This window comes from Vibrio sp. OPT18, from assembly GCF_015163615.1.
Taxonomy (GTDB): domain Bacteria; phylum Pseudomonadota; class Gammaproteobacteria; order Enterobacterales; family Vibrionaceae; genus Vibrio; species Vibrio coralliirubri.
Window position 1 is genome coordinate 1 of record NZ_JADDYK010000116.1, and the last position, 22,791, is coordinate 22,791.

14 protein-coding genes, 6 tRNA genes and 1 rRNA gene are annotated in these 22,791 nt (G+C 44.6%); 14 read left to right on the plus strand and 7 right to left on the minus strand.

Annotated elements, in window-relative coordinates:
- The first annotated feature begins 144 nt into the window (after positions 1-144).
- Positions 145-260, plus strand: a 5S ribosomal RNA gene (gene rrf / locus IQQ51_RS25725).
- Between the two features lie 69 nt (positions 261-329).
- A tRNA-Ser gene (locus IQQ51_RS25730) sits at positions 330-420 on the plus strand.
- A 125-nt stretch (positions 421-545) separates the two neighbouring features.
- Here the strand turns inward: IQQ51_RS25730 and ilvY are convergent.
- A complete protein-coding gene (gene ilvY / locus IQQ51_RS25735) occupies positions 546-1,436 on the minus strand; it encodes an HTH-type transcriptional activator IlvY (protein ID WP_048612410.1) in 891 nt (296 codons plus the stop codon).
- A gap of 146 nt (positions 1,437-1,582) precedes the next feature.
- Here ilvY and ilvC point away from each other — a divergent pair, with 146 nt between their 5' ends.
- A complete protein-coding gene (gene ilvC / locus IQQ51_RS25740; RefSeq protein WP_017631997.1) occupies positions 1,583-3,067 on the plus strand; it encodes a ketol-acid reductoisomerase in 1,485 nt (494 codons plus the stop codon).
- Positions 3,068-3,341: 274 nt separating this feature from the next.
- Here ilvC and ubiK read toward each other — a convergent pair whose 3' ends face one another.
- From ubiK to IQQ51_RS25760, 4 genes are all read right to left on the minus strand, one after another.
- Positions 3,342-3,593: a ubiquinone biosynthesis accessory factor UbiK gene (ubiK, locus tag IQQ51_RS25745; RefSeq protein ID WP_009848085.1), complete on the minus strand. Its 252-nt coding sequence runs from the start codon at positions 3,591-3,593 to the stop codon at positions 3,342-3,344.
- A 119-nt stretch (positions 3,594-3,712) separates the two neighbouring features.
- The gene (locus IQQ51_RS25750) at positions 3,713-6,835 is read right to left on the minus strand and encodes a multidrug efflux RND transporter permease subunit (protein WP_193842497.1); all 3,123 of its coding nucleotides are present in this window, start codon (positions 6,833-6,835) and stop codon (positions 3,713-3,715) included.
- Positions 6,836-6,846: 11 nt separating this feature from the next.
- A complete protein-coding gene (locus tag IQQ51_RS25755) occupies positions 6,847-7,953 on the minus strand; it encodes an efflux RND transporter periplasmic adaptor subunit (protein WP_019820916.1) in 1,107 nt (368 codons plus the stop codon).
- Positions 7,954-7,971: 18 nt separating this feature from the next.
- Complete coding sequence (locus IQQ51_RS25760; protein ID WP_017629442.1) at positions 7,972-8,553, minus strand: TetR/AcrR family transcriptional regulator; 582 nt, start codon at positions 8,551-8,553, stop codon at positions 7,972-7,974.
- 180 nt (positions 8,554-8,733) lie between these two features.
- Between IQQ51_RS25760 and rep the strand changes: the two genes are divergently transcribed.
- On the plus strand, positions 8,734-10,752 hold the full coding sequence (gene rep, locus IQQ51_RS25765; protein WP_017061960.1) for a DNA helicase Rep: 2,019 nt from the start codon (positions 8,734-8,736) through the stop codon (positions 10,750-10,752).
- A gap of 96 nt (positions 10,753-10,848) precedes the next feature.
- On the opposite strand, the gene IQQ51_RS25770 is transcribed toward rep, so the two are convergent.
- Positions 10,849-11,262: a c-type cytochrome gene (locus IQQ51_RS25770; protein WP_017063036.1), complete on the minus strand. Its 414-nt coding sequence runs from the start codon at positions 11,260-11,262 to the stop codon at positions 10,849-10,851.
- 298 nt (positions 11,263-11,560) lie between these two features.
- Between IQQ51_RS25770 and IQQ51_RS25775 the strand changes: the two genes are divergently transcribed.
- The 10 genes from IQQ51_RS25775 to IQQ51_RS25820 all read left to right on the plus strand — a co-directional run bounded on the left by IQQ51_RS25775 (position 11,561) and on the right by IQQ51_RS25820 (position 19,740).
- Positions 11,561-11,637: transfer RNA gene (locus IQQ51_RS25775), tRNA-Arg, on the plus strand.
- A gap of 48 nt (positions 11,638-11,685) precedes the next feature.
- Positions 11,686-11,761 (plus strand) — tRNA-His (locus IQQ51_RS25780).
- 77 nt (positions 11,762-11,838) lie between these two features.
- A tRNA-Pro gene (locus IQQ51_RS25785) sits at positions 11,839-11,915 on the plus strand.
- Positions 11,916-11,959: 44 nt separating this feature from the next.
- Positions 11,960-12,035 (plus strand) — tRNA-His (locus IQQ51_RS25790).
- Positions 12,036-12,090: 55 nt separating this feature from the next.
- A tRNA-Pro gene (locus IQQ51_RS25795) sits at positions 12,091-12,167 on the plus strand.
- A 950-nt stretch (positions 12,168-13,117) separates the two neighbouring features.
- Positions 13,118-14,845, plus strand: a complete 1,728-nt coding sequence (locus IQQ51_RS25800; RefSeq protein ID WP_019826573.1) for a dipeptide ABC transporter ATP-binding protein — start codon at positions 13,118-13,120, stop codon at positions 14,843-14,845.
- Between the two features lie 94 nt (positions 14,846-14,939).
- Positions 14,940-16,493, plus strand: coding sequence for an ABC transporter substrate-binding protein (locus IQQ51_RS25805; RefSeq protein WP_048607508.1), 1,554 nt, complete (start codon positions 14,940-14,942; stop codon positions 16,491-16,493).
- A gap of 178 nt (positions 16,494-16,671) precedes the next feature.
- Positions 16,672-17,649, plus strand: a complete 978-nt coding sequence (locus tag IQQ51_RS25810; RefSeq protein WP_048612413.1) for an ABC transporter permease — start codon at positions 16,672-16,674, stop codon at positions 17,647-17,649.
- Between the two features lie 2 nt (positions 17,650-17,651).
- Positions 17,652-18,590 carry an ABC transporter permease gene (locus IQQ51_RS25815; protein WP_048607511.1) on the plus strand — a complete coding sequence of 313 codons (939 nt, stop codon included), beginning with the start codon at positions 17,652-17,654 and terminating at the stop codon, positions 18,588-18,590.
- Between the two features lie 187 nt (positions 18,591-18,777).
- Positions 18,778-19,740, plus strand: a complete 963-nt coding sequence (locus IQQ51_RS25820) for an SPOR domain-containing protein (RefSeq protein ID WP_193842498.1) — start codon at positions 18,778-18,780, stop codon at positions 19,738-19,740.
- A 79-nt stretch (positions 19,741-19,819) separates the two neighbouring features.
- On the opposite strand, the gene IQQ51_RS25825 is transcribed toward IQQ51_RS25820, so the two are convergent.
- Positions 19,820-22,618, minus strand: coding sequence for a hypothetical protein (locus tag IQQ51_RS25825; protein WP_193842499.1), 2,799 nt, complete (start codon positions 22,616-22,618; stop codon positions 19,820-19,822).
- Positions 22,619-22,791: the final 173 nt, after the last annotated feature.

Sequence of the window (22,791 nt, forward strand, 5' to 3'; positions counted from 1 at the left end):
GTGCTGCGAGGCATTGAGCTAACCTGTACTAATTGCCCGTGAGGCTTAACCATACAACACCCAAGGGGTTTTGTGGACTCAAAGACAGACCTTGAATGCGTTTGAAGAGACTTTTAAATACAGTTTTCCGAATTTTAAAATTTGCTTGGCGACCATAGCATTGTGGACCCACCTGATTCCATGCCGAACTCAGAAGTGAAACACAATAGCGCCGATGGTAGTGTGGGGCTTCCCCATGTGAGAGTAGGACATCGCCAGGCTTTAATTTCGTTGCTTGTATAACAAGTAGCAACCTCAACAGTGTACTAATCTGTTGATGACAATTTGTTGGAGGGATGGCTGAGTGGTCGAAAGCACCGGTCTTGAAAACCGGCAACCGTTAATAGCGGTTCTAGGGTTCAAATCCCTATCCCTCCACCACCATTGAAAAGCCCGCTGAGAAATCAGCGGGCTTTTTTCATATCTGTCGTTTAGCAAAACAAAAAAGAGCACTAGTGTGCTCTTTATCTGTGACTCCACACCTGCTAGTTATCACTTATAGATAACTAGTCTTGCAGGTATTTCCCTTCGGCGACCTGCCAAAATGCTCTAATTAATGGGTTTTCTAATTGTGCTCGCTTACAGCACACCCCTAACTCAAATGGTTTGATTGGCTCTATCTTTAAGCGGTCTACTTTGTCACGTACCGGGCTGTTGTTGATGACGACATCAGGGGCTATACCAACCCCACAACCAAGGGCAACCATACTGACGATCGCTTCATGACCAGATACCTGAGCGTAAATATTGGGTTTTATCTTCATCTTTTTGAACCATGCGTTTGCACGTTCTCGGGCAGTTCCTGCTTCTGGGATGATAAAAGGCACCTCATTCCAGTTTGGTTTATCAGATTGCAGTTGCTGGCTAAAGCTACTCACACCAGATGGAATGATGACTGACAGTGGAATATCGCTGATGGTCTCGAATTCTAACCTTGAAGGAAGGATGTCTGGCTTTGCTGAGATAGCGATATCTGCTTCATCGTTTAAGATCTTGTCGATGGATTGTGCTGGATCGCCAGTAGAGAGCTTAAATTCAATATACGGATGAATAGCCCTAAATTCGGTTATGAGTTCAGGTAGGTGACTGTAGCTAGCCGTTACTGAACAAAATATACGTATCTCACCTTTAAGCTCTTGCTCTCCGCCCTTCAGGTGAAGGTTATATTGCTGCCACTCTCCCACGATGCTCAATGCTACAGGCAATAGGTGTTTTCCTGCAGGGGTCAGATCAACACTGCGGTTGTCTCTGATTAGCAGTTCTTGTCCTGTTTCCTCTTCAAGCTTTTGTATCTGACGGCTCAGCGCTGAAGGACTGACGTGCATAGCAGCAGCGGTTTTGCTGAAACTCTTGCTGTCGCATAAATGTATAAATAATTGTAGAGATTTTATGTTCATGTTCTGCGATCGTTTCCATGTTGCATTTATTGCAATAACTAATTGTGAATATATCACTTTCAGCAACGGAGTGTCTGTTTTAGTATGAAGTCATTCGATAGAGAGATATCGACCTTACGGACTTATTTTTAAAGGAGTGCCCTAGAATGGCTAACTATTTCAATACATTAAACCTTCGTGAACAACTAGACCAATTAGGTCGTTGCCGCTTTATGGATCGTGAAGAATTCGCGACAGAAGCTGAATACCTTGAAGGTAAGAAAATCGTAATTGTTGGTTGTGGTGCTCAAGGCCTAAACCAAGGTCTAAATATGCGTGATTCTGGTCTAGACGTATCTTACGCTCTACGCCAAGCGGCAATTGATGAAAAGCGTCAATCATTCAAAAATGCTGATGAAAACGGCTTTGTTGTGGGTAGCTACGAAACGCTAATCCCTCAAGCAGACCTAGTAATCAACCTTACTCCTGATAAGCAACACACAAACGTTGTTGAAACAGTAATGCCTCTAATGAAGCAAGGCGCTGCTCTTGGTTACTCTCACGGCTTTAACGTTGTTGAAGAAGGCATGCAATTACGTTCTGACCTTACTGTTGTTATGGTTGCGCCTAAGTGTCCTGGTTCTGAAGTACGTGAAGAGTACAAGCGTGGCTTCGGTGTACCAACACTTATCGCTGTTCACCCAGAAAACGACCCTAAAGGTGAAGGTTGGGATATCGCTAAAGCTTGGGCTGCGGGTACTGGTGGTCACCGTGCAGGTTGCCTAGAATCTTCATTCGTAGCTGAAGTTAAATCTGACCTGATGGGTGAGCAAACTATCCTTTGTGGCATGCTACAAGCGGGTTCTATCGTATCTTACGAGAAGATGATCGCTGATGGCATCGAACCTGGCTACGCAGGCAAGCTTCTACAATACGGTTGGGAAACGATCACTGAAGCACTTAAGTTTGGTGGCGTAACTCACATGATGGATCGCCTATCTAACCCAGCTAAAGTTAAAGCGTTTGAGCTTTCTGAAGAGCTTAAAGACCTAATGCGTCCGCTTTACAACAAGCACATGGATGACATCATCTCTGGTCACTTCTCTAGCACAATGATGGCTGACTGGGCGAACGATGACGTGAACCTACTAGGCTGGCGTGAAGAGACCGGCGAAACGGCATTCGAAAACTACCCAGCTTCTGACGTAGAAATCTCAGAGCAAGAGTACTTCGACAACGGTATCCTAATGGTTGCTATGGTTCGTGCTGGTGTTGAGCTAGCATTCGAAGCTATGACTGCATCTGGTATCATCGATGAGTCTGCTTACTACGAATCTCTACATGAGCTTCCACTAATCGCAAACACAGTTGCTCGTAAGCGTCTTTACGAAATGAACGTTGTAATCTCTGATACTGCTGAGTATGGTAACTACCTATTCGCTAACGTAGCAACACCGCTACTACGTGAGAAGTTCATGCCTTCTGTAGCGACAGACGTAATCGGCCGTGGTCTAGGTGAAACATCTAACCAAGTTGATAACGCTAAGCTAATTGAAGTAAACGAAGCTATCCGTAACCACCCTGTAGAGTACATTGGTGAAGAGCTGCGTAGCTACATGAGCGACATGAAGCGTATCGCTGTAGGCGGTTAATGAGTCGCTTAGATACTGATAAATTTGCAGAATAAGCGAAGCAGTATCACTAACTCCTTACAGGTTGGAGTTATAAATAAGCAACACAACATCTAATAGAAAGGCTTGGTCGCCGTTGACCAAGCCTTTTTGCTTTTAGTAACAAAGTCTTAAAAATCAATCAAATGAATATTGCTTGATAGGTCTTTGTCTATTTTCAGTTCTTGATTGATCTTCAGAAATACAAAAGGGTTGGTGCTTTCACACCAACCCTTTCAGTTTTCTTGCTTTATGCTTACTTATCAGCAATCTTTGCTTCTAAGTCCGCTAACTTTTGTTCCATTTCAGTCAGCTTTTGGCGAGTGCGAAGCAGTACTTGTGTTTGAACATCAAACTCTTCACGGCTCACAACGTCTAGCTTGTTCAGTTGGCCTTGGATAACCTGACGAACTTTTTGATCTACGTCTGAACCAAGCTCTTTTACTGGTTGAGGCATAGAATCGTGGATCTGCTTAGCAATCTGCTCTAGTTTTTTTGGATCAAACATATCAATTAAAACTCCTGTATATTTACCACTATTCTATTTAATCACACTTGAGATGTCGCCTATGGCGTATAAAAAAAGGCCACCGAAGTAGCCTTTTTATTGTTAATACGACTTAGCGATTACTTATTATCAGCTAATTCTCTGTGTGCCGCTTTTGCTTCATCGACACGAGCTAGCTTTTCTAGATCTTTGTCTTCAACAAATACAGGTAGAGGTTTGTGTTTTTCAGCCAAGTAGCTGTAAATCACTGGCAGTACAAATAGCGTAAAGATAGTACCAATCGCTAGACCAGCAACGATTACGATACCAATACTAAAGCGCTGAGCTGCACCCGCACCACTTGCGTACATCAGTGGGATTAGACCCGCGATCATCGCAGCTGTTGTCATCAGGATTGGGCGAAGACGAACCTTCGCAGCTTCCATTACCGCTTCGATACGAGTCTTGTGATGATGCAACTGTTCTTCTTTTGCAACTTCACAGATCAAGATACCGTGCTTGGTAATCAGACCGACCAAGGTGATCAAACCTACTTGCGAGTAGATGTTCATCGTTGCCGCACCCCAAGCCAGAGCGATTAGGGCACCACAGATCGCCAGTGGTACAGATACCATGATAACCAGTGGATCTTTCAGAGATTCAAACTGAATCGCTAGTACCAAGAAGATGATAGCCAGTGCTAGACCAAAGGTCGCGTAAAGTGCGCTACCTTCAGTTACGTATTGACGCGCTTCACCCATGTAATCGTGGTTGTAGCCACTTGGAAGCTTATTCGCCGCCGTGTCTTCAAACCATGCAATTGCATCACCCATTGCAGCGCCTGGAGCTGGTACTGCACCAATCGTAGCTGAGTTCAATTGGTTGAAGTGAGGAAGAGAACGAGGCTCTGCCACAACATCTATCGTAATCAAACTGCCTAGTGGTACAGCATTACCGTCCGCAGCACGTACGTAGTAGTTATTCATCGATTCTGGGTTCAAACGGAATTTACGTTCAACCTGAGGGATAACCTCGTAAGAACGACCATTCAAGTCGATACGGTTTACGTAGCCATCTGACATCATGGTACCTAGCGTGATACCGATATCTTGCATGGTCACGCCGTAAGCGCCCGCTTTATCCTTGTCGATGTGTACTTTCATCGTTGCTGAGTCATAGTTCAGATCGAGATCCGAGTATACGAACAGTGGGTTGGTCGCTACATCAGTCAAGATGTCAGTGGTGATTTGGAACAAGCTCTCAAAACTGTTTGGTGTTGTAATAACAAACTGAATTGGAAGACCTGAACCCGCACCTGGTAGCTCTGGCATTTGGAAGGCTGTTACTGCCATTCCAGGCACATCTTTCACCAAACCACCAACGCGGTTTGCTACCTCAGATTGGCTTGCTTCACGCTCACTCCAAGGAACCATAGATGCAATACCAAACGCTTGGTTTGCATTAGGAACACCAGTGAACACTTGCGCGTAAGCTACTTCTGGCTGATCAGACAGAATCTTGTTTACGTCGTTCATGGTATTTTGCATGAAGTCTAAGTTTGCATTCGACGGTGCAGTACCCATCAGCATGATTACACCTTTATCTTCTGAAGGTGCTAATTCACTAGGGATGAACTTAAACAGCATCGGCAAGCTTGCAAATACGATGATCGCAAAACCAATGAACACTGGACGGTGGTTCATAACTGCGCCAAGCATACGCTCGTAACGGTTAGTCATGCCATCCAAAACACTATGAACTTTCTGCTCAAATTTGCTCGGTTCAGCGTGAGCTTTTAGCATTTTTGAACACATCATTGGCGATAGCGTAAGTGCCACGATACCCGATACAAATACAGAACCGGCTAGGGTTAATGCGAACTCTTTAAATAGCGAGCCCGTGATACCACCCATCATCGCGATTGGAGCGTATACCGCACCTAGCGTTAGTGTCATTGCGATAACAGGCACCGCAATTTCACGAGTACCAATGATCGCAGCGCGGAAAGGGGACTCCCCGAGCTTGATATGCCTGTCGACGTTCTCAAGTACTACGATCGCATCATCTACCACCAGACCGATGGCGAGTACCATTGCCAGTAGCGTCATCAGGTTCCAAGAGAAGCCCATTGCCTGCATTACCATTGCCACACCAATCAGAGATAGTGGGATAGTAACGATAGGGATCAGTACCGCTCGGAATGAACCTAGGAACAAGGTAATTACGATCAATACGATTAATGCCGCTTCAAGAATGGTCTTGATAACCTCTTGAATTGACTCGTTAATTGCAATGGTTGAATCGTACATTACGTTCATAGAGATGTTGCTTGGTAGGTTCTTCTCTAGTTGAGGAAGAAGCTCAAGTACATCTGCAGCGATGTTGATTGGGTTCGCACTTGGTGCCGCATTAATTGCTGCAACAACCGCTTCCTGACCGTTCGCACTTGCACGGTAAACGTCGTGGCTTTTCTCTAGAGAAACCTTAGCGATGTCAGACAGACGAATAATCTCACCTTCACCACTTCTAACGACTAAGTTCTCTAACTCTTCAGTGTTCGATACTTGCGTGTCGGCACTGCCGTTATAAAGAACAAATTCACCCGTTGCTTGACCCGTAGCTGATTGGTAGTTGTTCGCATCCAATACCGCCATAACGTCAGTTGCAGTTAGGTTTACCGCCGCCATTTTTGATGGGTCTAGCCACACGCGCAGTGCGTATTTCATACCACCATATAGGTCAACTTTCGATACACCATTTACCGTGAATAGTTGCGGGTTGATTACACGCTCTAGGTAGTCGGTAATTTGGCTCGACACCAACTCATCACTGGTAAAACCAATGTAGAGTACCGCTGTCGTTGAACCGGTAGACATGGTTACGGTTGGATCTTCGGCTTCTTTAGGAAGCTGAGAACGTACCGAGTTAGTCTTGGCCAGTATGTCAGACAGCGCCGCATTTGGGTCGGTGTTCAACTTCATGTTCACAGTAATAGTCGAACTACCGAGTACAGAAGAAGAAGTCATATAGTCGATGTTATCCGCTTGAGCCACAGCCTGTTCGAGGGGCTGGGTGATAAAGCCTTGGATAAGATCGGCACTTGCACCGTAGTAACTCGTGGTTACGGTTACAACGGTATTCGTCATTTCAGGGTATTCACGCACCTGCATTTTGAAGATTGCTTGTAAGCCAAGCAGCGCAATCAAAAAGCTGATGGATACCGCTAAAACTGGACGTTTAATAAAAACATCAGTAAAGCGCATTGTGCCTCCAGTTACAGCTTAGGTGTTTCAGATGGTGGAGTGATTGCATCACTTTCAACAACCTTAACTTTGGCACCGTTACTTAGACGTACTTGGCCAGAAGTTACAACCGTATCGCCGGCTTTAACGCCTTCAAGGATGTGTGCAATATCAGCTGTACGCTCACCTACTTTCACAACATGTTGAGCAACACGTTGAACGCCGTCTTCTTCAGTCAGGATGTAAACATTGTCACCGTATAGAGTGAAAGTAATCGCTGTTTGAGGCAGAGTTACTTGGTTCTCTAGTTTAGGCAGAATGATGTTAGCTCGAGCGAACATGCCACTACGAAGCTTGCCATCATTGTTTGGAATATCCGCTTGAACTTGGATAAGACCACTTTGGATGCTTACTGCAGGTTCAATAGCACTGATAGAGCCTTCAAACGGTTTTTCTGGGTAAGCATCAACAAAGATGTCGATAGCCTGGCCAACATTAATGCGAGAGATATCTGTTTGAGAAACTGTGAAGCGCAGGCGCATGACACTGGTGTCTTCTAAACGAACGATATCGGTACCCGATTGTAGGTATTGACCTAGGTATACGTTACGAATACCAACCTTGCCATCAAAAGGTGCGCGAATTTCACGGCGTTCGATCGAGGCTTTCAGGCTTTCAATATCAGCAGATAGAGAGAAGTAGTTTGCTTCTGCTTCATCGTACGCTTCTTTAGAGATAGAACCTTTCTTGAATAGACCTTGGTAACGCTTGTATTTTGCTTTCGCAGCAGGCAAACGAGCTTCAGAACTCTTTAGGTTTGCTTTCTCTACGTCAGAATCAAGACGTACCAGTTGCTGACCATTCTTAACATCAGTACCTGACTCGAAAGAGATCTGGTCAATAACACCGCTGGTTTCGTTCGCTAGTGTCACACCTTGGTTAGGTTCGATGAAGCCGATAGCTTCAATCACAGGAACCCAGTCGATCGGCTGAACTTCAGTTACCGTTACTGGAAACTCTGGTTCAGGGCGGTTGGCCATATACTCAGCAATTTTTTGTTGTTTGAACATGTTAAACCCAATAACGCTGCCGAAAAGTAGTACAGCGATGAGTAACATGAAGAAAGTCCACTTTTTCATTATGGTCAAAACTCCGATCTAGTGTTTAATTATTGCGTCCCAACTGGCTTCGATTGCAGATTCTAGTTCTGCCTCATCAAGTTGGTAAAATCCTAAAGAATGCTTGCGTGCTAGAGAAACACTAGCCGCCAAGCTCAATCCACCTAATACTTCATTGTTAAGTGGTTTAAACAATCCTTGTTCTTTCCCCTCATTAAATAGCAGCTCAACTTGGGCAAACATTTTACGTTCTAGTTCCCTGAAGTTTAGGCTATTTGTGATGGGTAGAGAGTCATACTGAACCCGATTTTTTATTGCGGCTAAATTCGTTCCTGCTAAGTTCCATATGTTCAACCACATAGTACGGTAGCGTTGTTTAATTGGATCCGAATCATTAACCCCTTCTTGAACAGCATCAGCTACTCTTTGAGTCACGAGCATTCGAACATCTTCTATCAAATGCTCTTTATCATCGAAGTAGCGATAGATAGTGCCTGCAGCTACTCCCGCTTCTTTGGCTAATTTTTGCATTGAAAGGCCTTGGAAACCGACCTCTGCAATTAGCTTTTCAGCTGCAGAAAGTATTTGCTGGCGTTTATCCCGAGGTGCATGAGTTGTCATATTTCAATCACCAATGAATGAACGTTCATTCATTATAGCCTAATAACCACACACATGTGCAACAAAGTTTTACATAATCAGCGTAAAAATCTTGTATAAGAGAACGTAGCATTCGCGCTGTTGCAGCATTATTATAGGCGCGCAATTGAATTCGCCCCTCTAGACCAAACTGAGAATCAAATGAAACTGAACCCAAGACAAGATGAAGCCGTGAAATATGTTTCGGGCCCCTGCTTAGTATTAGCGGGTGCTGGATCCGGTAAAACACGTGTTATCACGAATAAGATCGCTTACTTGGTTCAAGAGTGTGGCTATAAGGCGCGCAATATTGCAGCGGTAACCTTTACCAATAAAGCGGCACGCGAGATGAAAGAGCGTGTTGGGCAAACTCTGGGTAAGGGTGAATCGAAAGGGCTGATTGTTTCGACCTTTCATACCATGGGCTTAACCATCATTCGTCGCGAGTACAAAGCGCTGGGTTTGAAAGCGGGTTTCTCTCTGTTTGATGACCAAGACCAGTTAGCGCTATTAAAAGAGCTAACAGAGAGACAGATCGATGGTGATAAGGATTTACTGCGCGCTTTAATGAGCACCATTTCGAATTGGAAAAATGACATGCTGACGCCAGATCAGGCGAAAGCTCGAGCTCAAGGCGAACAAGAGCAGTTGTTTGCATTCTGTTTTGAGATGTACCAGAAGCAGATGAAGGCATACAACGCACTCGATTTTGATGATCTGATTGCGATGCCGGTATTACTACTGAAAACCAATCAAGAGGTGCGTGAGCGCTGGCAGTCGCGTATCCGTTATTTGCTGGTCGATGAATACCAAGATACCAACACCAGCCAATATGAGTTGGTTCGTTTACTGGTGGGAGAGCGTGGTCGCTTGACGGTAGTAGGTGACGATGACCAATCTATCTATTCATGGCGTGGTGCAAAACCGCAAAACTTGGTGTTGTTGGGTGAGGACTATCCGAATCTTCGTTTGATCAAACTCGAGCAAAACTATCGTTCAACCAGTCGAATCTTACGTGCGGCGAACATCTTGATCGCCAACAACCCACACGTTTATGAAAAGTCACTGTTCTCAGAGATCCCAGACGGTGAAAAGCTCAAGGTACTGAACGCTAAGAATGAAGAGCATGAAGCCGAGCGTATTACCGGTGAGATCATCGCTCATAAGTTTTTGAACCGTACTGAATATAAAGATTACGCAGTGCTTTACCGTGGTAACCACCAATCTCGCTTGATAGAGAAAGCCTTGATGCAGAACCGTGTGCCTTACAAGATCTCTGGCGGTACCTCTTTCTTTGCGAGAGCCGAGATTAAAGACATCATGGCTTACCTACGTGTGTTGGTGAACCCTGATGATGACAACGCCTTCTTACGTATTGTAAACACACCGCGTCGTGAGATTGGTCCGGTGACGCTTGAGAAATTAGGCAGTTACGCCAATATGCGTGGTAAGAGCCTGTTTGAAGCCAGCTTTGAGATGGGCTTAGAGCAGACACTGACAGGGCGTGGTTTAGAAAATCTACGCCGTTTCGGTGACTGGATTGTTCGTATCTCAGATAATGCAGAGCGTGGCAACACGGTTGAAGCCGTTCGTTCTTTGGTTCGTGACATCAACTACGAAGATTGGTTGTACGAAACCTCAGCGAGCCCGAAAGCCGCTGAAATGCGAATGAAGAACGTCTCTGATCTCTATAGTTGGATTGTGGCCGATCTTGAGGGTGACAACTACGACAAAGAAGAGAAAACCCTGCGCGAGGTGGTTCAACGTTTAACGCTGCGCGATATGATGGAGCGTGGTGAGGATGATGACGATGCAGATCAAGTCCAATTAATGACATTGCATGCATCGAAAGGCCTAGAGTTCCCGTATGTATTCCTGATGGGAGCAGAAGAGGGCATCTTGCCGCACCAAACCAGTGTTGATGAAGGCAACGTAGAAGAAGAACGTCGTCTTATGTATGTGGGGATTACTCGAGCGCAGAAAGAGCTGACTTTTACTAAGTGTCGTGAACGTCGTCAATATGGTGAATTGATTAAGCCAACACAAAGCCGCTTTCTAGACGAGCTGCCGCACGATGATGTGGAGTGGGAAAGCGTTAAGAAGCCTCAATCCGCTGAAGAAAGAATGGAAAAAGGGCAGGCGCACATTGCGAATATTCGAGCGATGTTCAACAAGAAGTAATGCCCTACTTCAATAGCACTATATAGAAGCCAATAAAAAAGGTGACCATGAGGTCACCTTTTTTGAATCTGGCATTTTTAATTATAGATCGGTAAATTACAGACCGGCAATCATGTGCTCGATAGCATCTTTGATTTCGTCGTCTGAACAGTCCATACATGAACCTTTCGCTGGCATCGCATTGAAACCGTTGATTGCGTGGTCAGCTAGGATGTCGCGACCTTGAGCAATACGAGGACCCCAGTCACCAGCATCACCTGTTTTAGGTGCGCCACTTACGCCAGATGCGTGACAAGCGATACAAAAGGTACCGTAAACTGCTGCGCCATCACGAGGGCCTGTTGGTTCTGCGGCTACTGGCTCGCTGCCGACTAGGTAAACTTGGCCAACTGGTTTGATGCGTTCAGCAATTGCATCGTGCTCTGCTTCGCTAAGGCCTGCAGCCATTGCGCCAGTTGAAAAGGTTAAAACTGCGATGACAACGCTTAAAATTCGACGAGACATATCCATTAAACTCACTTTACATTCCCAAGGTAAGTACATGCTTACCAATTTATAGTGTTGGAAGGGTGTTTTGGCTTTAACCAGCAAAGAGCAACTGTTAAACCAATGTAAATAATGGGTGATTATATCCCGATAAGTTGTTGCAATAAACAACAACTTATAAGCTGTGGCGGGTTGTAGTACTCAAATAAGGGGTTTATCACATATTAACTGTCGAAAAAGAGACCAAACAGAAAAAAAAGTTAAAAAAGTACTAGACGGCATTGGGTGATATACGTATTATTCCACTCCGCCGACAGGGCATGCGCCTGTAGCTCAGCTGGATAGAGCGTTGGCCTCCGGAGCCAAAGGCCGAAGGTTCGAATCCTTTCAGGCGCGCCATCCGGTCTCTTACTTCGGTAAGCGAGAAATTGGCAAAAAGAAACAATGGTGGCTATAGCTCAGTTGGTAGAGCCCTGGATTGTGATTCCGGTGGTCGCGAGTTCGAATCTCGTTAGCCACCCCATTCTTTCTTTACAAAATATCGGTAGCTTCGGCTTCCAGTGTTGATTCATTATTCCCAAGAGTCGATACAAAACTAGTCGGTGAATAGCGCAGCTTGGTAGCGCATCTGGTTTGGGACCAGAGGGTCGGGGGTTCGAATCCCTCTTCACCGACCACTATTTCAATAATCGCTTTTAAGCGGTTATATAAAAAATTAGTGGTGGCTATAGCTCAGTTGGTAGAGCCCTGGATTGTGATTCCGGTGGTCGCGAGTTCGAATCTCGTTAGCCACCCCATTAATTTTGGTAGCTTCTTTGAAGTTCCCAGTTTGAGAAATCAAACGAAACGTCTCGGTGAATAGCGCAGCTTGGTAGCGCATCTGGTTTGGGACCAGAGGGTCGGGGGTTCGAATCCCTCTTCACCGACCACCTTAAGAAGCCCTAGTCGAAAGACTAGGGCTTTTTTACATCTGAAATTTAGATAACTTGAACAGAGTGGGGTTCGCCTGATGTTCAAAGAATGTCTCTTCACCGATCACTTAAGAAGCCTCAGTCGAAAGATTGGGGCTTTTTTACATCTGTCGTTTTAGTTTTTATCGATTTTGAATGCTGAGATCTTACCTGCTTCGGCACCTTGTCTGGTGTCGCCTCTGTATCCCCCTTCTTATATAAGACAGATTCTTATCGATCTGCTTGATTATGGTACTGATACGGAGTTGCTTTCTTTATCAAATGTGTAGATCTATATCTAATTTTATATAAGTGACGCACTCAATAATTAGACATATTAATGGGTTTGGTCTAAAGACTTTTATGAAAAATTAAATCTAACCCTAAATTTGCTCACTAAGGCCTGAATTTGACAGCTTTCTACGCATTTGGTCGTTCAAAAACTCCTCTGATTTATTAGGCCTTTCGTTTATCTGTTTTGTATTTACCAAAATAATACAAATGGTTAAATGTATGGTTAATTAACGTGTATCTGGTTGTTTTATTTGTTCAAATTAACAAAATCAGCGTTTGTTTCTATAGTGTTAATTGTTTTTTAGAATAATTATTTGTTTTTAGTGACTGGTAGTGAGATCTGCTTTGAAGCACGGCTTTAACTCTACAAGTAAGTAGTGGTAAGGAGTTTGTGAGTATTTCTTGCCGATAATATAATGTTGATTTTTCTTACTATATGCTCTTTAGGTGAATAGTTATGTGGTACTTTTGCTTGCTAAGCGTTTAATGTCGACTTTTTATCCTATTTTTGTTGCTTTTCTGTGAATTATTTGCCAAATTGTCAACCGTATAAAATATCAGAACAATATTCTGGTAAGAATGGATTCAATTTTGCAGACAGGGCAGAAAGCTGCCAAAGCAGTAGAGGTCTGGTAATGTCACTTTTAGAAGTAAAAAATCTTCGTATCGAATACCCATCTCGTCATGGAGTTCACGCCGCAGTTAAATCACTTTCGTTCAACATTGAACGTGGTGAGATTGTTGGTGTTGTAGGCGAGTCTGGTGCAGGTAAATCAACAGTAGGTAATGCTGTGATCGATTTGCTGAGCCCTCCAGGCCGCATTGCTAGCGGCGAGGTATTTCTGGACGGCGAAAAAGTCTCTGGTTTATCTCCTGAACAGATGCGTTCTGTTCGCGGCTCAAAGATTGGTTTTATCTTCCAAGATCCAATGACGTCTCTTAACCCTCTATTCACAGTAGAACAGCAGTTAAAAGAGACGATTCATGCCAACATGAAGGTTTCGGATCAAGAAGCCTACCAGCGCTCATTAGACTTGATGAACCAAGTGGGTATCCCACAACCTGAAAACCGTTTAAAGCAGTACCCACACCAGTTCTCTGGCGGTATGCGTCAGCGTGTGGTTATCGCGATCGCATTGGCTGGTGAACCTGACCTTATCATCGCAGATGAACCAACGACGGCACTGGATGTGTCTATTCAAGATCAAATCTTGGGGTTGATTCGCGACCTATGTATCAAGAAGAACGTAGGTTGTATGTTGGTCACGCACGACATGGGCGTGGTATCAAACGTTACCGACCGCGTAGCCGTTATGTATCGTGGTGACTTAGTTGAGTTTGGCCCGACGGCGAAAGTCCTTGGTACTCCTGAACACCCATACACACACAGTCTTATCTCAGCGGTTCCACGTTCAGACCGTAAACTTGATCGTTTCCCTCTTGTGAGCTACATCGAAGAAGCGCACGAGATGGAGCCATTGGATGTGAAGAACCACTGGTTAGGCCAAAGCCAAGATCACCGTGATTACACTGGCCCATTGTTGAATGTTGAAAACGTGCACTTACGCTTTACCACCAAAGATTCTTTCTTTGAGAGCCGTCGTGAGTACGTTCAAGCATCAAACAACGTGAGCTTTGAAGTGCATGAAGGCGAAACGTTTGGTTTAGTAGGTGAGTCAGGCTCAGGTAAATCAACGATTGCTCGTGTGATTGCTGGCTTGTACGCACCCAACTCAGGCAAGGTAACGTTTGAAGGCGTTGACCTGACTGGGCTTAAATCTGAAAAAGAGCGTCGCCCAATGCGTCGCCAAATGCAGATGGTTTTCCAAAACCCTTACACATCAATGAACCCTCGAATGAAGATATTCGACATCATTGCTGAGCCTATCCGATTCCATAAACTTACGCGTAACGAGAATGAAACTCGTCAGATCGTGAACGATCTACTAGAGCACGTTGGTTTGGGCGTAATGGCCGGGGTTAAGTACCCACACGAATTCTCAGGTGGCCAACGTCAGCGTATTTCTATCGCTCGCGCCTTGGCAACTCGCCCTCGTCTTTTGATTTGTGATGAACCTACGTCGGCACTGGATGTGTCGGTACAGGCTCAGATCCTCAACCTATTAAAAGACTTACAAGACGAGCTAAACCTAACCATGCTGTTCATCAGTCACGATTTACCGGTTATTCGCCAAATGTGTGATCGTGTTGGTGTGATGCAAATGGGAGAGCTATTGGAAGTCGCGCCAACCGAGCAGCTATTCCAATCGCCTCAGCATGAATACAGCAAACACCTAATTTCTTTAATGCCTGAATTTACAGGTTTAAGAGAAGAAAAAGCAGTGGCACAAGCCGCGGTATAAAAATCAGCAGGCTGGAGTTTAGCTTGCTAAAAACAATAAACAGACGCAAATACAACAACTAGGGATCTGGATTCCCGCATGAAGGAGTTATGCAATGAAAACCATGAAAAGCAAATTAGCAGTAGCTTTAATGGCAGCTGGCCTAAGCTTTAGTGCAGCAGCAGCAGATATTACCGTTGGCTACGCAGCTGACCCTGTATCACTTGACCCGCACGAGCAGCTGTCTGGTGGCACACTGCAAATGTCTCACATGGTGTTTGACCCTCTAGTACGTTTCACAAAAGAGATGGATTTTGAAGGCCGCCTAGCATCTAGCTGGGAGCGTGTTGATGAAACGACTTTCCGCTTTAACCTACGTAAAGGTGTGAAATTCCACTCTGGTAACGAACTGACTGCTGATGATGTTGTGTGGACTTTTGAACGTCTACAAGCTTCTCCAGACTTTAAGTCTATCTTCACGCCATACGAAAAAATGGTAAAAGTGGATGACTACACAGTTGAGCTTATTTCTAAAGCGGCTTACCCACTAGTACTACAAACAGCAACGTACATCTTCCCAATGGACAGCAAGTTCTACTCTGGCCAAACAGCGGAAGGTAAAGACAAGTCTGAGCTAGTTAAGCACGGTAACTCGTTCGCTTCGACTAACGTTTCAGGTACTGGTCCATTCATCGTAACGCAGCGTGAGCAAGGCGTTAAAGTAACGTTCGAGCGTTTCAACGATTACTGGGACACAGAAACTGAAGGCAACGTAGACAAGCTAACACTTGTGCCAATCAAAGAAGACGCAACACGTGTTGCAGCACTTCTTTCTGGTGACGTTGATATGATTCACCCAGTAGCACCAAACGATCACAAGCGTGTTAAAAACGCTAAGAACATCGATCTAGTAACGCTACCTGGTACTCGTATCATCACGTTCCAAATGAACCAAAACAGCAACGAAGCACTGAAAGACGTGCGCGTTCGTCAAGCAATCGTTCATGCGATTAACAATGAAGGTATTGTTAAGAAAATCATGAAAGGTTTCGCGACAGCCGCTGGTCAGCAAAGCCCAACAGGCTACGCGGGTCACAACGAAGACCTAGTTCCTCGTTACGACCTGAAAAAAGCGAAAGAGCTGATGAAAGAAGCGGGCTACGAAGATGGCTTTACGCTAACTATGATGGCACCAAACAACCGTTACGTGAACGATGCGAAAGTAGCGCAAGCGTCTGCGGCAATGCTATCTAAGATTGGTATCAAAGTTGATCTTAAGACTATGCCTAAAGCACAGTACTGGCCTGAATTTGACCTATGTTCAGCAGACATGATGATGATCGGCTGGCACTCAGATACTGAAGATTCAGCTAACTTCAACGAGTTCCTAACTATGACTCGTAACGAAGAAACTGGCCGTGGTCAATACAACTGTTCTGGTTACTCAAACCCAGAAATGGATGCGATTGTAGAAGCTTCTAACACTGAAACTGACCCAGTTAAGCGTGCTGAAATGCTGAAAGGCGTTGAAGCAACACTGTACAACGACGCAGCATTCGTACCTCTACACTGGCAGAGTGAAGCGTGGGGCGCGAAGTCTAACGTAGGTGCAGCAGACGTAGTAAACCCAATGGTTATGCCTTACTTCGGCGACCTAGTTGTAAAATAATCTAGCTTGCTAGAATCGAGAGCCTGAAGCTTTTCAGGCTCTCAAATTATTAAGAAATAGATTTAAGTTTCGGTATTTGGTCTTCCTTCAGTCTGGCTAAATACCTTTTTTAAGACTGAATTTTGTTATCTAGTCGCGGATTTCGATTAGATAGTCATGGATAGATAAGGGGCAAGGAATGGTTACGTTTCTGGTCAAGCGCCTGTTTCAGGCACTGATAGTGATGTTTGTGATCAGTTTGGTGGCGTTTGCCATTCAGGATAACCTGGGCGACCCGTTGCGTGAGTTAGTCGGTCAATCTGTTTCAGAATCGGAGCGTCAAGCGCTGCGTGATGAACTCGGCTTAAATGATCCCTTCATTACAAAATACACTCGCTTTGTGGGCGCAGCTCTACAAGGTGATCTTGGTACTTCATATTTCTTTAAACGCCCTGCTGTGGACGTAATCTTAGACAAATTGGTCGCGACGCTTGAACTTGTGTTTGGCGCTTCTCTGATCATCGTTTGTCTGTCGATTCCACTCGGCGTTTATTCTGCAATACACCCAAAAAGTTTCTTCACTAAATTGGTGATGGCGGGCAGTAGTATCGGTATCTCGGTACCTGTTTTCTTAACCGCAATCATGCTGATGTACGTGTTCTCTATTGAGCTCGGTTGGCTGCCGTCATTCGGACGTGGTGATACCGCAAACTGGTTTGGTTGGGAGTCTGGCTTCTTAACGCTCGATGGCCTTGCGCACTTAGTGCTGCCGAGTATTGCTCTGGCATCTATCATGCTGCCGCTGTTCATTCGTCTAGTACGTTCTGAAATGCTCGAGGTTCTTAGCTCTGAATACATCAAGTTTGGTAAAGCAAAAGGCCTCGCGCTGAACAAGATCTACTACCAACACGCTTTGAAGAACACAATGCTGCCTGTACTAACGGTAGGTGGTGTTCAAATCGGTACTATGGTGGCTTACACCATTCTGACTGAAACTGTATTCCAGTGGCCGGGTACCGGCTTCCTATTCCTTGAAGCGATTAACCGAGTGGATACTCCACTGATTACCGCATACGTTATCTTCGTTGGTCTGATCTTCGTAGTAACGAACACCATTGTTGACCTGCTTTACGGCATCATTAACCCAACAGTGAATATTACAGGGAAAGGAGCATAATCATGGAACACACAACAACAGCTCCATCTCGTTGGGAGCGATTCAAGCAGTCAGACATTCTGTACTACTTCTTACGCGATAAAGTGGCAATGGTGAGCTTTGCTATCTTTGCAGCTTTCCTTGTGATGGCATTAGCGGCACCGATTCTAGCGCCAACAGACCCGTATGACGTGACGTCTATCGACATCATGGATTCTGAGTTGCCACCATCTTGGATGGAAGACGGCGAAGAACGCTTCCTACTGGGTACTGATGAGCAAGGTCGTGACATCTTATCTACGATGCTTTACGGCTCGCGTCTGTCATTGACGATCGGTTTCCTAGCGGTAGGTCTTCAGCTGACTCTCGGTATCATCATTGGCTTGTCTGCAGGTTACTTCGGTGGTCGTATTGATAGCTTCCTGATGCGTTTTGCCGATGTTCAGCTTTCGTTCTCAACCATGATGGTTGCGATCATTGTCTCGGCCATCTTTAAGGCGAGTTTCGGTAGTGACTTCTACGCGCAATATGCGGTTGTTATGCTGGTGGTGATCATCGGTATTGCTGAATGGCCGCAGTATGCTCGTACGATTCGTGCATCGGTATTGGCAGAGAAGAAGAAAGAGTACGTAGAAGCGGCACGTGTGATGGGCTTTAGAGCGCCTCGCATCATGTTCCGCCATATTCTGCCTAACTGTTTATCACCGATTTTGGTTATCTCTACGGTACAGGTGGCAAATGCCATCATGTCAGAAGCGGCACTTTCTTTCCTAGGTTTAGGTCTTCCGGTAGACCAACCGTCACTCGGCGCCCTGATCAGTACTGGTTTTAACTACATTTTCTCAGGAGCATGGTGGATCACAGCATTCCCAGGTGTGCTTTTGGTAACATTGGTTCTAGTTATTAACCTATTAGGCGACTGGTTACGTGACGTGTTTAACCCGAAAATTTATAAAGGGTGATAGCCCGGTTTGATTTTTAGTAAAAAAAGTCACTAAATTAAGAGCCGTAAGCAATTACGGCTCTTTTTTTGCTTAATGGATCTGGAACTTAGTATTATTGACAGTGTCAATAATACTTAAAATGGAATTCATGTTTTATCGACATAGATTCGGTAATAATTAGCCCGCAAGGGTTTAAGTGGTGGTTATGAAATTGACAATGAATGCTGTATGTCGTGCTGTGACGAGAAATTATCGTATGGGGCTTATTGCTGCATCTCTTTTGGTATCGAGCCAAGTGAATGCAGAGTCGGTTCTATGTGATGCAACTCAGGCAAGCACCAACCAATTACCACAGCTAGAGCAATCATGTCCGATTGGTAAAGGCGTTTGGGGCAGTAAGGCACCTAAACGTCATTCAGATAACGAACTGTTCTGGGTTCAATGTGGCCTGCTGAACAAGCCTTTGTCACTGAGCCGTGCAAAACCTCTTTATGAAAAGATCTCGACCAACGTTTGGATGAAGCCTGAAGGAAGTGACTACCGTTGCTTAATCGGCCCTTATTCAACCTTCTCTGATGCGAGAAAAGACCTAGCTCAAGTACGTAAGGTTCCTGGTTACGGTGAAGCCTTTATTCGTATGGTCGATAAGTCTAAAACCTCATCACAACCTATCGTTGCAAAAGAGGCAGAGCCAAAAGTGGTGAAGCCTAAGGCTCCTTTAAAAGCAAAAGCTAAGCCTGCACCGAAACCTGTGGCTGCTAAGCAAGCGGCGGCGGTAACGAGTGCTGCTGCTATTCAGACGCTACCAAGTGGTAACGCGAGCTCAGACAATGATCTAGAGATCGAGATTCGCGTGAAAGCAGACGTTGCGGGTAGCCAATATGCGATTCCTTACCTTCTAGACCATCAACAACAGTTCTACATGGAGCAAGGTAAGCCTTGGAGCCGCCTAGATTACGATAGCGCTGAATTGGTGTGTAATCAGGTCAACATGAAGCTGATGAGTGAAAAGCAATGGCAGAGCATCTTGAACTCAAAGGTTATGGAAAAACAGAACTGGCCAATGCATCTCCCTTATTGGGGCGCAGATAAGAAAGGTCTGTTTACCAACGGTAACGTCAATCAATTGAAAGGTTCTTCATTGCTTAATGTAATGTGCGTTAAGTAACGTCAAGAGTATTGGAGTTACCGTAGGCTAAAATGCACCGATAAAAGAAACCCCAGCGATGTGCTGGGGTTTTTTAATGTTAGTCAACTGACATCATTGGTAGGCTATTTACAATGCTGAACATTTTGTCTTTATCAATAGAGAACAGACCGTATTCAGGCGCTGATTGGTAGACTTGGCCTGGTTCACGGCTCCATTTCATACCGATGTAAAAATCTCCAAAATCACGACCGATATAACGGAAGCGAGTTTTGTAATCCGACATTTCACCCGTTTCTTGTGCTTGTAGTAGTGGGTTGTTTAAATCATCTGCCACTAGAGTCCACTCTCCAGGAGTATGGAAACCTTCTGGCATAACAGAGTCATAGTCATAAGTTGTTTGGTCATAGCTGTACTGGCCAAAACTGTATGTTAGCTGCGTGCTATCATCTTCACCTTCGCTTTCTACCATCAAATCAAATTCAACGATACCTTCGTTTACTTTATTCTCAACAGGCTGAATATGAGCGAATGGCATGTTTGTTGAGTCTAACCAGAACAGTTCATCAGTACCGATCTTTACAAGAATTTGATATTGGGTTTCGCCATTTACTTCCGTTTTCTTTTGGTAAAGCATTTCGTAGCGACTTTCGCCGTCATCTAGCTTTCCATCGCTCAGACTTACAGGCCAGCAATCTTTCTCTTGAGAATCTAAGTATCCAGTTGCATCATCAAGTTCGGACAGCATCTCTATGATTTCACTACCGTCGTTAAGACCTAATCCACTATTTCTGAAGCTATAGCCTATGTTAGCTTCATAAGGCGAATTGTCACCATTCGTTGCGCCCCAGCAGAATTTCAAATCACCAGTTGAGTCGTTCTTCATTAAACTAGCGTAAGCTATTTCACCGTCATTTGGAGCAAAGCTACCCATCTTCCACTCTTGGTTATTGAAGTGTGCTTTCGTAAATCCCAGTTCTGGTGCTGGTGGATCAACTTCATCAGTTGGTTGTACATTTGGTAATGCAAAGGTAACCATTTCAGATTCAATATCATTCTCGTCACCACCAGAGAAGTTGATTCCTTTAGCGACGTAAAGCATGACACCGTTGGTTTCCGCTGTAGGTGTACCTTCCAGTGTTACTAAACCACTCGCGTCAATCTTGATAGAAACACCAGGAATTGGGTTACGTGCTGGTTCATTGTCGTGAGACGCATAGTTTGCGTAATATTCAACGTCACCAGAAACATTTGAGGTAAATAACTCGCTAATATCGAGTTGCTCAGAGAATGCTTCACCAGCTTTAAGCGACCAGTTGTTAGAGATCGTCTTTTGAAGTTCGGCTTCAACAGCCTCGTCGACAGCGATATCGCCGATCTCAATGATTGGTAAATCAAAAACTGCTGGCTCTGAAACCATAAATGTCGCAGCGTGTCCGTCATCGGCTGTGATGTTGAACTGCTTGATATCTTCTATTGGCGTTTCCGGGTGGCCTGAGATAATTAGTTTGCCTGATTTGGCGTCGTACTTTGATGTCAGTCCTTTCACGACATTACCGATGTTGGAATCATAAGTAAGAGTGTCATTTTCGCGGTCTGTAAATAGGCCGTTAACCATGAGCTCTGCTGAGAAAGCTTCACCCTGCTTCATTGTCCAGTTGTCAGTAATCTCGCGCTGTATTTCTGATTGTGCTTCGGGCTCTACTTTTGGCGCAGTATTTACCAATGAAACATCGAATGAGAATGTAGTACTTAACTCACTCAGTACTTTTGAGTCAGCAGTGGCACGATCAACTGCTGTCAGAGTAACAATGTAACTGCTTAATGTAGGAACAAAGCTATCTTTTGCTGAGATAGTTAATGTCTCGCCTTCTAGCGTTACCGTAATTTCTTGCTTACCATTCACTTCAGCACGAGCGATAGCGATGTTTTGATATTTATCTTCAGAACTGTACTTATCTTGGAATAAGTTTTCAGGAACAGTGATCGTCTGTGTAAACCCTTGACCTTCAACTACCTCTAGCTTTGCAAATTCTGATTCGAGATCAGCTTGCGCAGTAGGGTCTACCAGTAACTTGTAGTTAGTCACAGCAGTTTCTGGTTGGCTTGGATCGATAACAGGCTTCTCGTTAACAAGTTCTTCAGAACCCATGTTCTCTTCTGTTACGATCTCTTTAGACTTTTCTGTGGCGGTCTCGGTAATGCTATTTACATTATTTTCGTAGGCTGCAGGATCTTGTGCTTTGGATTCAGTAAGAATTTGTGCAGTTTTGTGCAACTGTGCGCTTTCAAGATCATCTTTTGAAGTTGCTACAAAGTCTGAAAATAGATCGATAGGTTCTTCAATCGTTCCGCCTAAATTTTCGTTTACAGATGTCGTAGCATCTTCGAATGAGCTATCGTTTTTCTGCATTTCAATAGCAACAAGGTCGGTAATTGGAGAGATAACTAATGCAGTTTTATCGGTACTTTCAGGCGTGCGGAATACAACGCTGTTAGCCATTGGTTGGCCTTCATGGTCCATGTCTGTGGTGTAAACATCCATAAAATCAGAATAGCTATCCGCTTTAGAGCTCAACGCCGAAAGCTCTTCAGCAAGCGCTTTAGTCATATCGCCTGGACGAAGTGTTTTTATGGCTAGTTTCCCATCAATTTCAGTATCTACTGGAAGTGTGATTTTGCCATCTTGGTCTGTTAAGCCAAAGATAGTATCTGTGCCAACTTCTAAAACGCCAGATTGACCGACATCGTCAAATACAACTGCATTTTTAAAGTAGCCGTCGAAGCCAGTAATCACAATACCGCCAGGAGTCGCTCCATCTGATGAGCCACCATCTGAACCGCCACAACCTGATAATGCAATAGCCACTGACGCCGCTAGTAAACTAACCTTCTTCATTCTTTTCATCCTTACCGAGTGAGATCTATTATTTTTTGAGGTGATATAAAACTGGCTAGTTTTTACAGCTTGTATGAATGAGGTGCAAGATACGGGAATGAATGGAAAATCCGTACAGATTTTCATAAAAAATATTTTGTGGAATTAGTTAGTTGTGAGGCGTACGTAAGGGT

Coding starts and splice junctions, on each gene's coding strand:
- ilvY (WP_048612410.1), bottom strand. CDS start 1,436: ATGAACATAAAATCTCTACAATTATTTATACATTTATGCGACAGCAAG.
- ilvC (WP_017631997.1), top strand. CDS start 1,583: ATGGCTAACTATTTCAATACATTAAACCTTCGTGAACAACTAGACCAA.
- ubiK (WP_009848085.1), bottom strand. CDS start 3,593: ATGTTTGATCCAAAAAAACTAGAGCAGATTGCTAAGCAGATCCACGAT.
- IQQ51_RS25750 (WP_193842497.1), bottom strand. CDS start 6,835: ATGCGCTTTACTGATGTTTTTATTAAACGTCCAGTTTTAGCGGTATCC.
- IQQ51_RS25755 (WP_019820916.1), bottom strand. CDS start 7,953: ATGAAAAAGTGGACTTTCTTCATGTTACTCATCGCTGTACTACTTTTC.
- IQQ51_RS25760 (WP_017629442.1), bottom strand. CDS start 8,553: ATGACAACTCATGCACCTCGGGATAAACGCCAGCAAATACTTTCTGCA.
- rep (WP_017061960.1), top strand. CDS start 8,734: ATGAAACTGAACCCAAGACAAGATGAAGCCGTGAAATATGTTTCGGGC.
- IQQ51_RS25770 (WP_017063036.1), bottom strand. CDS start 11,262: ATGGATATGTCTCGTCGAATTTTAAGCGTTGTCATCGCAGTTTTAACC.
- IQQ51_RS25800 (WP_019826573.1), top strand. CDS start 13,118: ATGTCACTTTTAGAAGTAAAAAATCTTCGTATCGAATACCCATCTCGT.
- IQQ51_RS25805 (WP_048607508.1), top strand. CDS start 14,940: ATGAAAACCATGAAAAGCAAATTAGCAGTAGCTTTAATGGCAGCTGGC.
- IQQ51_RS25810 (WP_048612413.1), top strand. CDS start 16,672: ATGGTTACGTTTCTGGTCAAGCGCCTGTTTCAGGCACTGATAGTGATG.
- IQQ51_RS25815 (WP_048607511.1), top strand. CDS start 17,652: ATGGAACACACAACAACAGCTCCATCTCGTTGGGAGCGATTCAAGCAG.
- IQQ51_RS25820 (WP_193842498.1), top strand. CDS start 18,778: ATGAAATTGACAATGAATGCTGTATGTCGTGCTGTGACGAGAAATTAT.
- IQQ51_RS25825 (WP_193842499.1), bottom strand. CDS start 22,618: ATGAAGAAGGTTAGTTTACTAGCGGCGTCAGTGGCTATTGCATTATCA.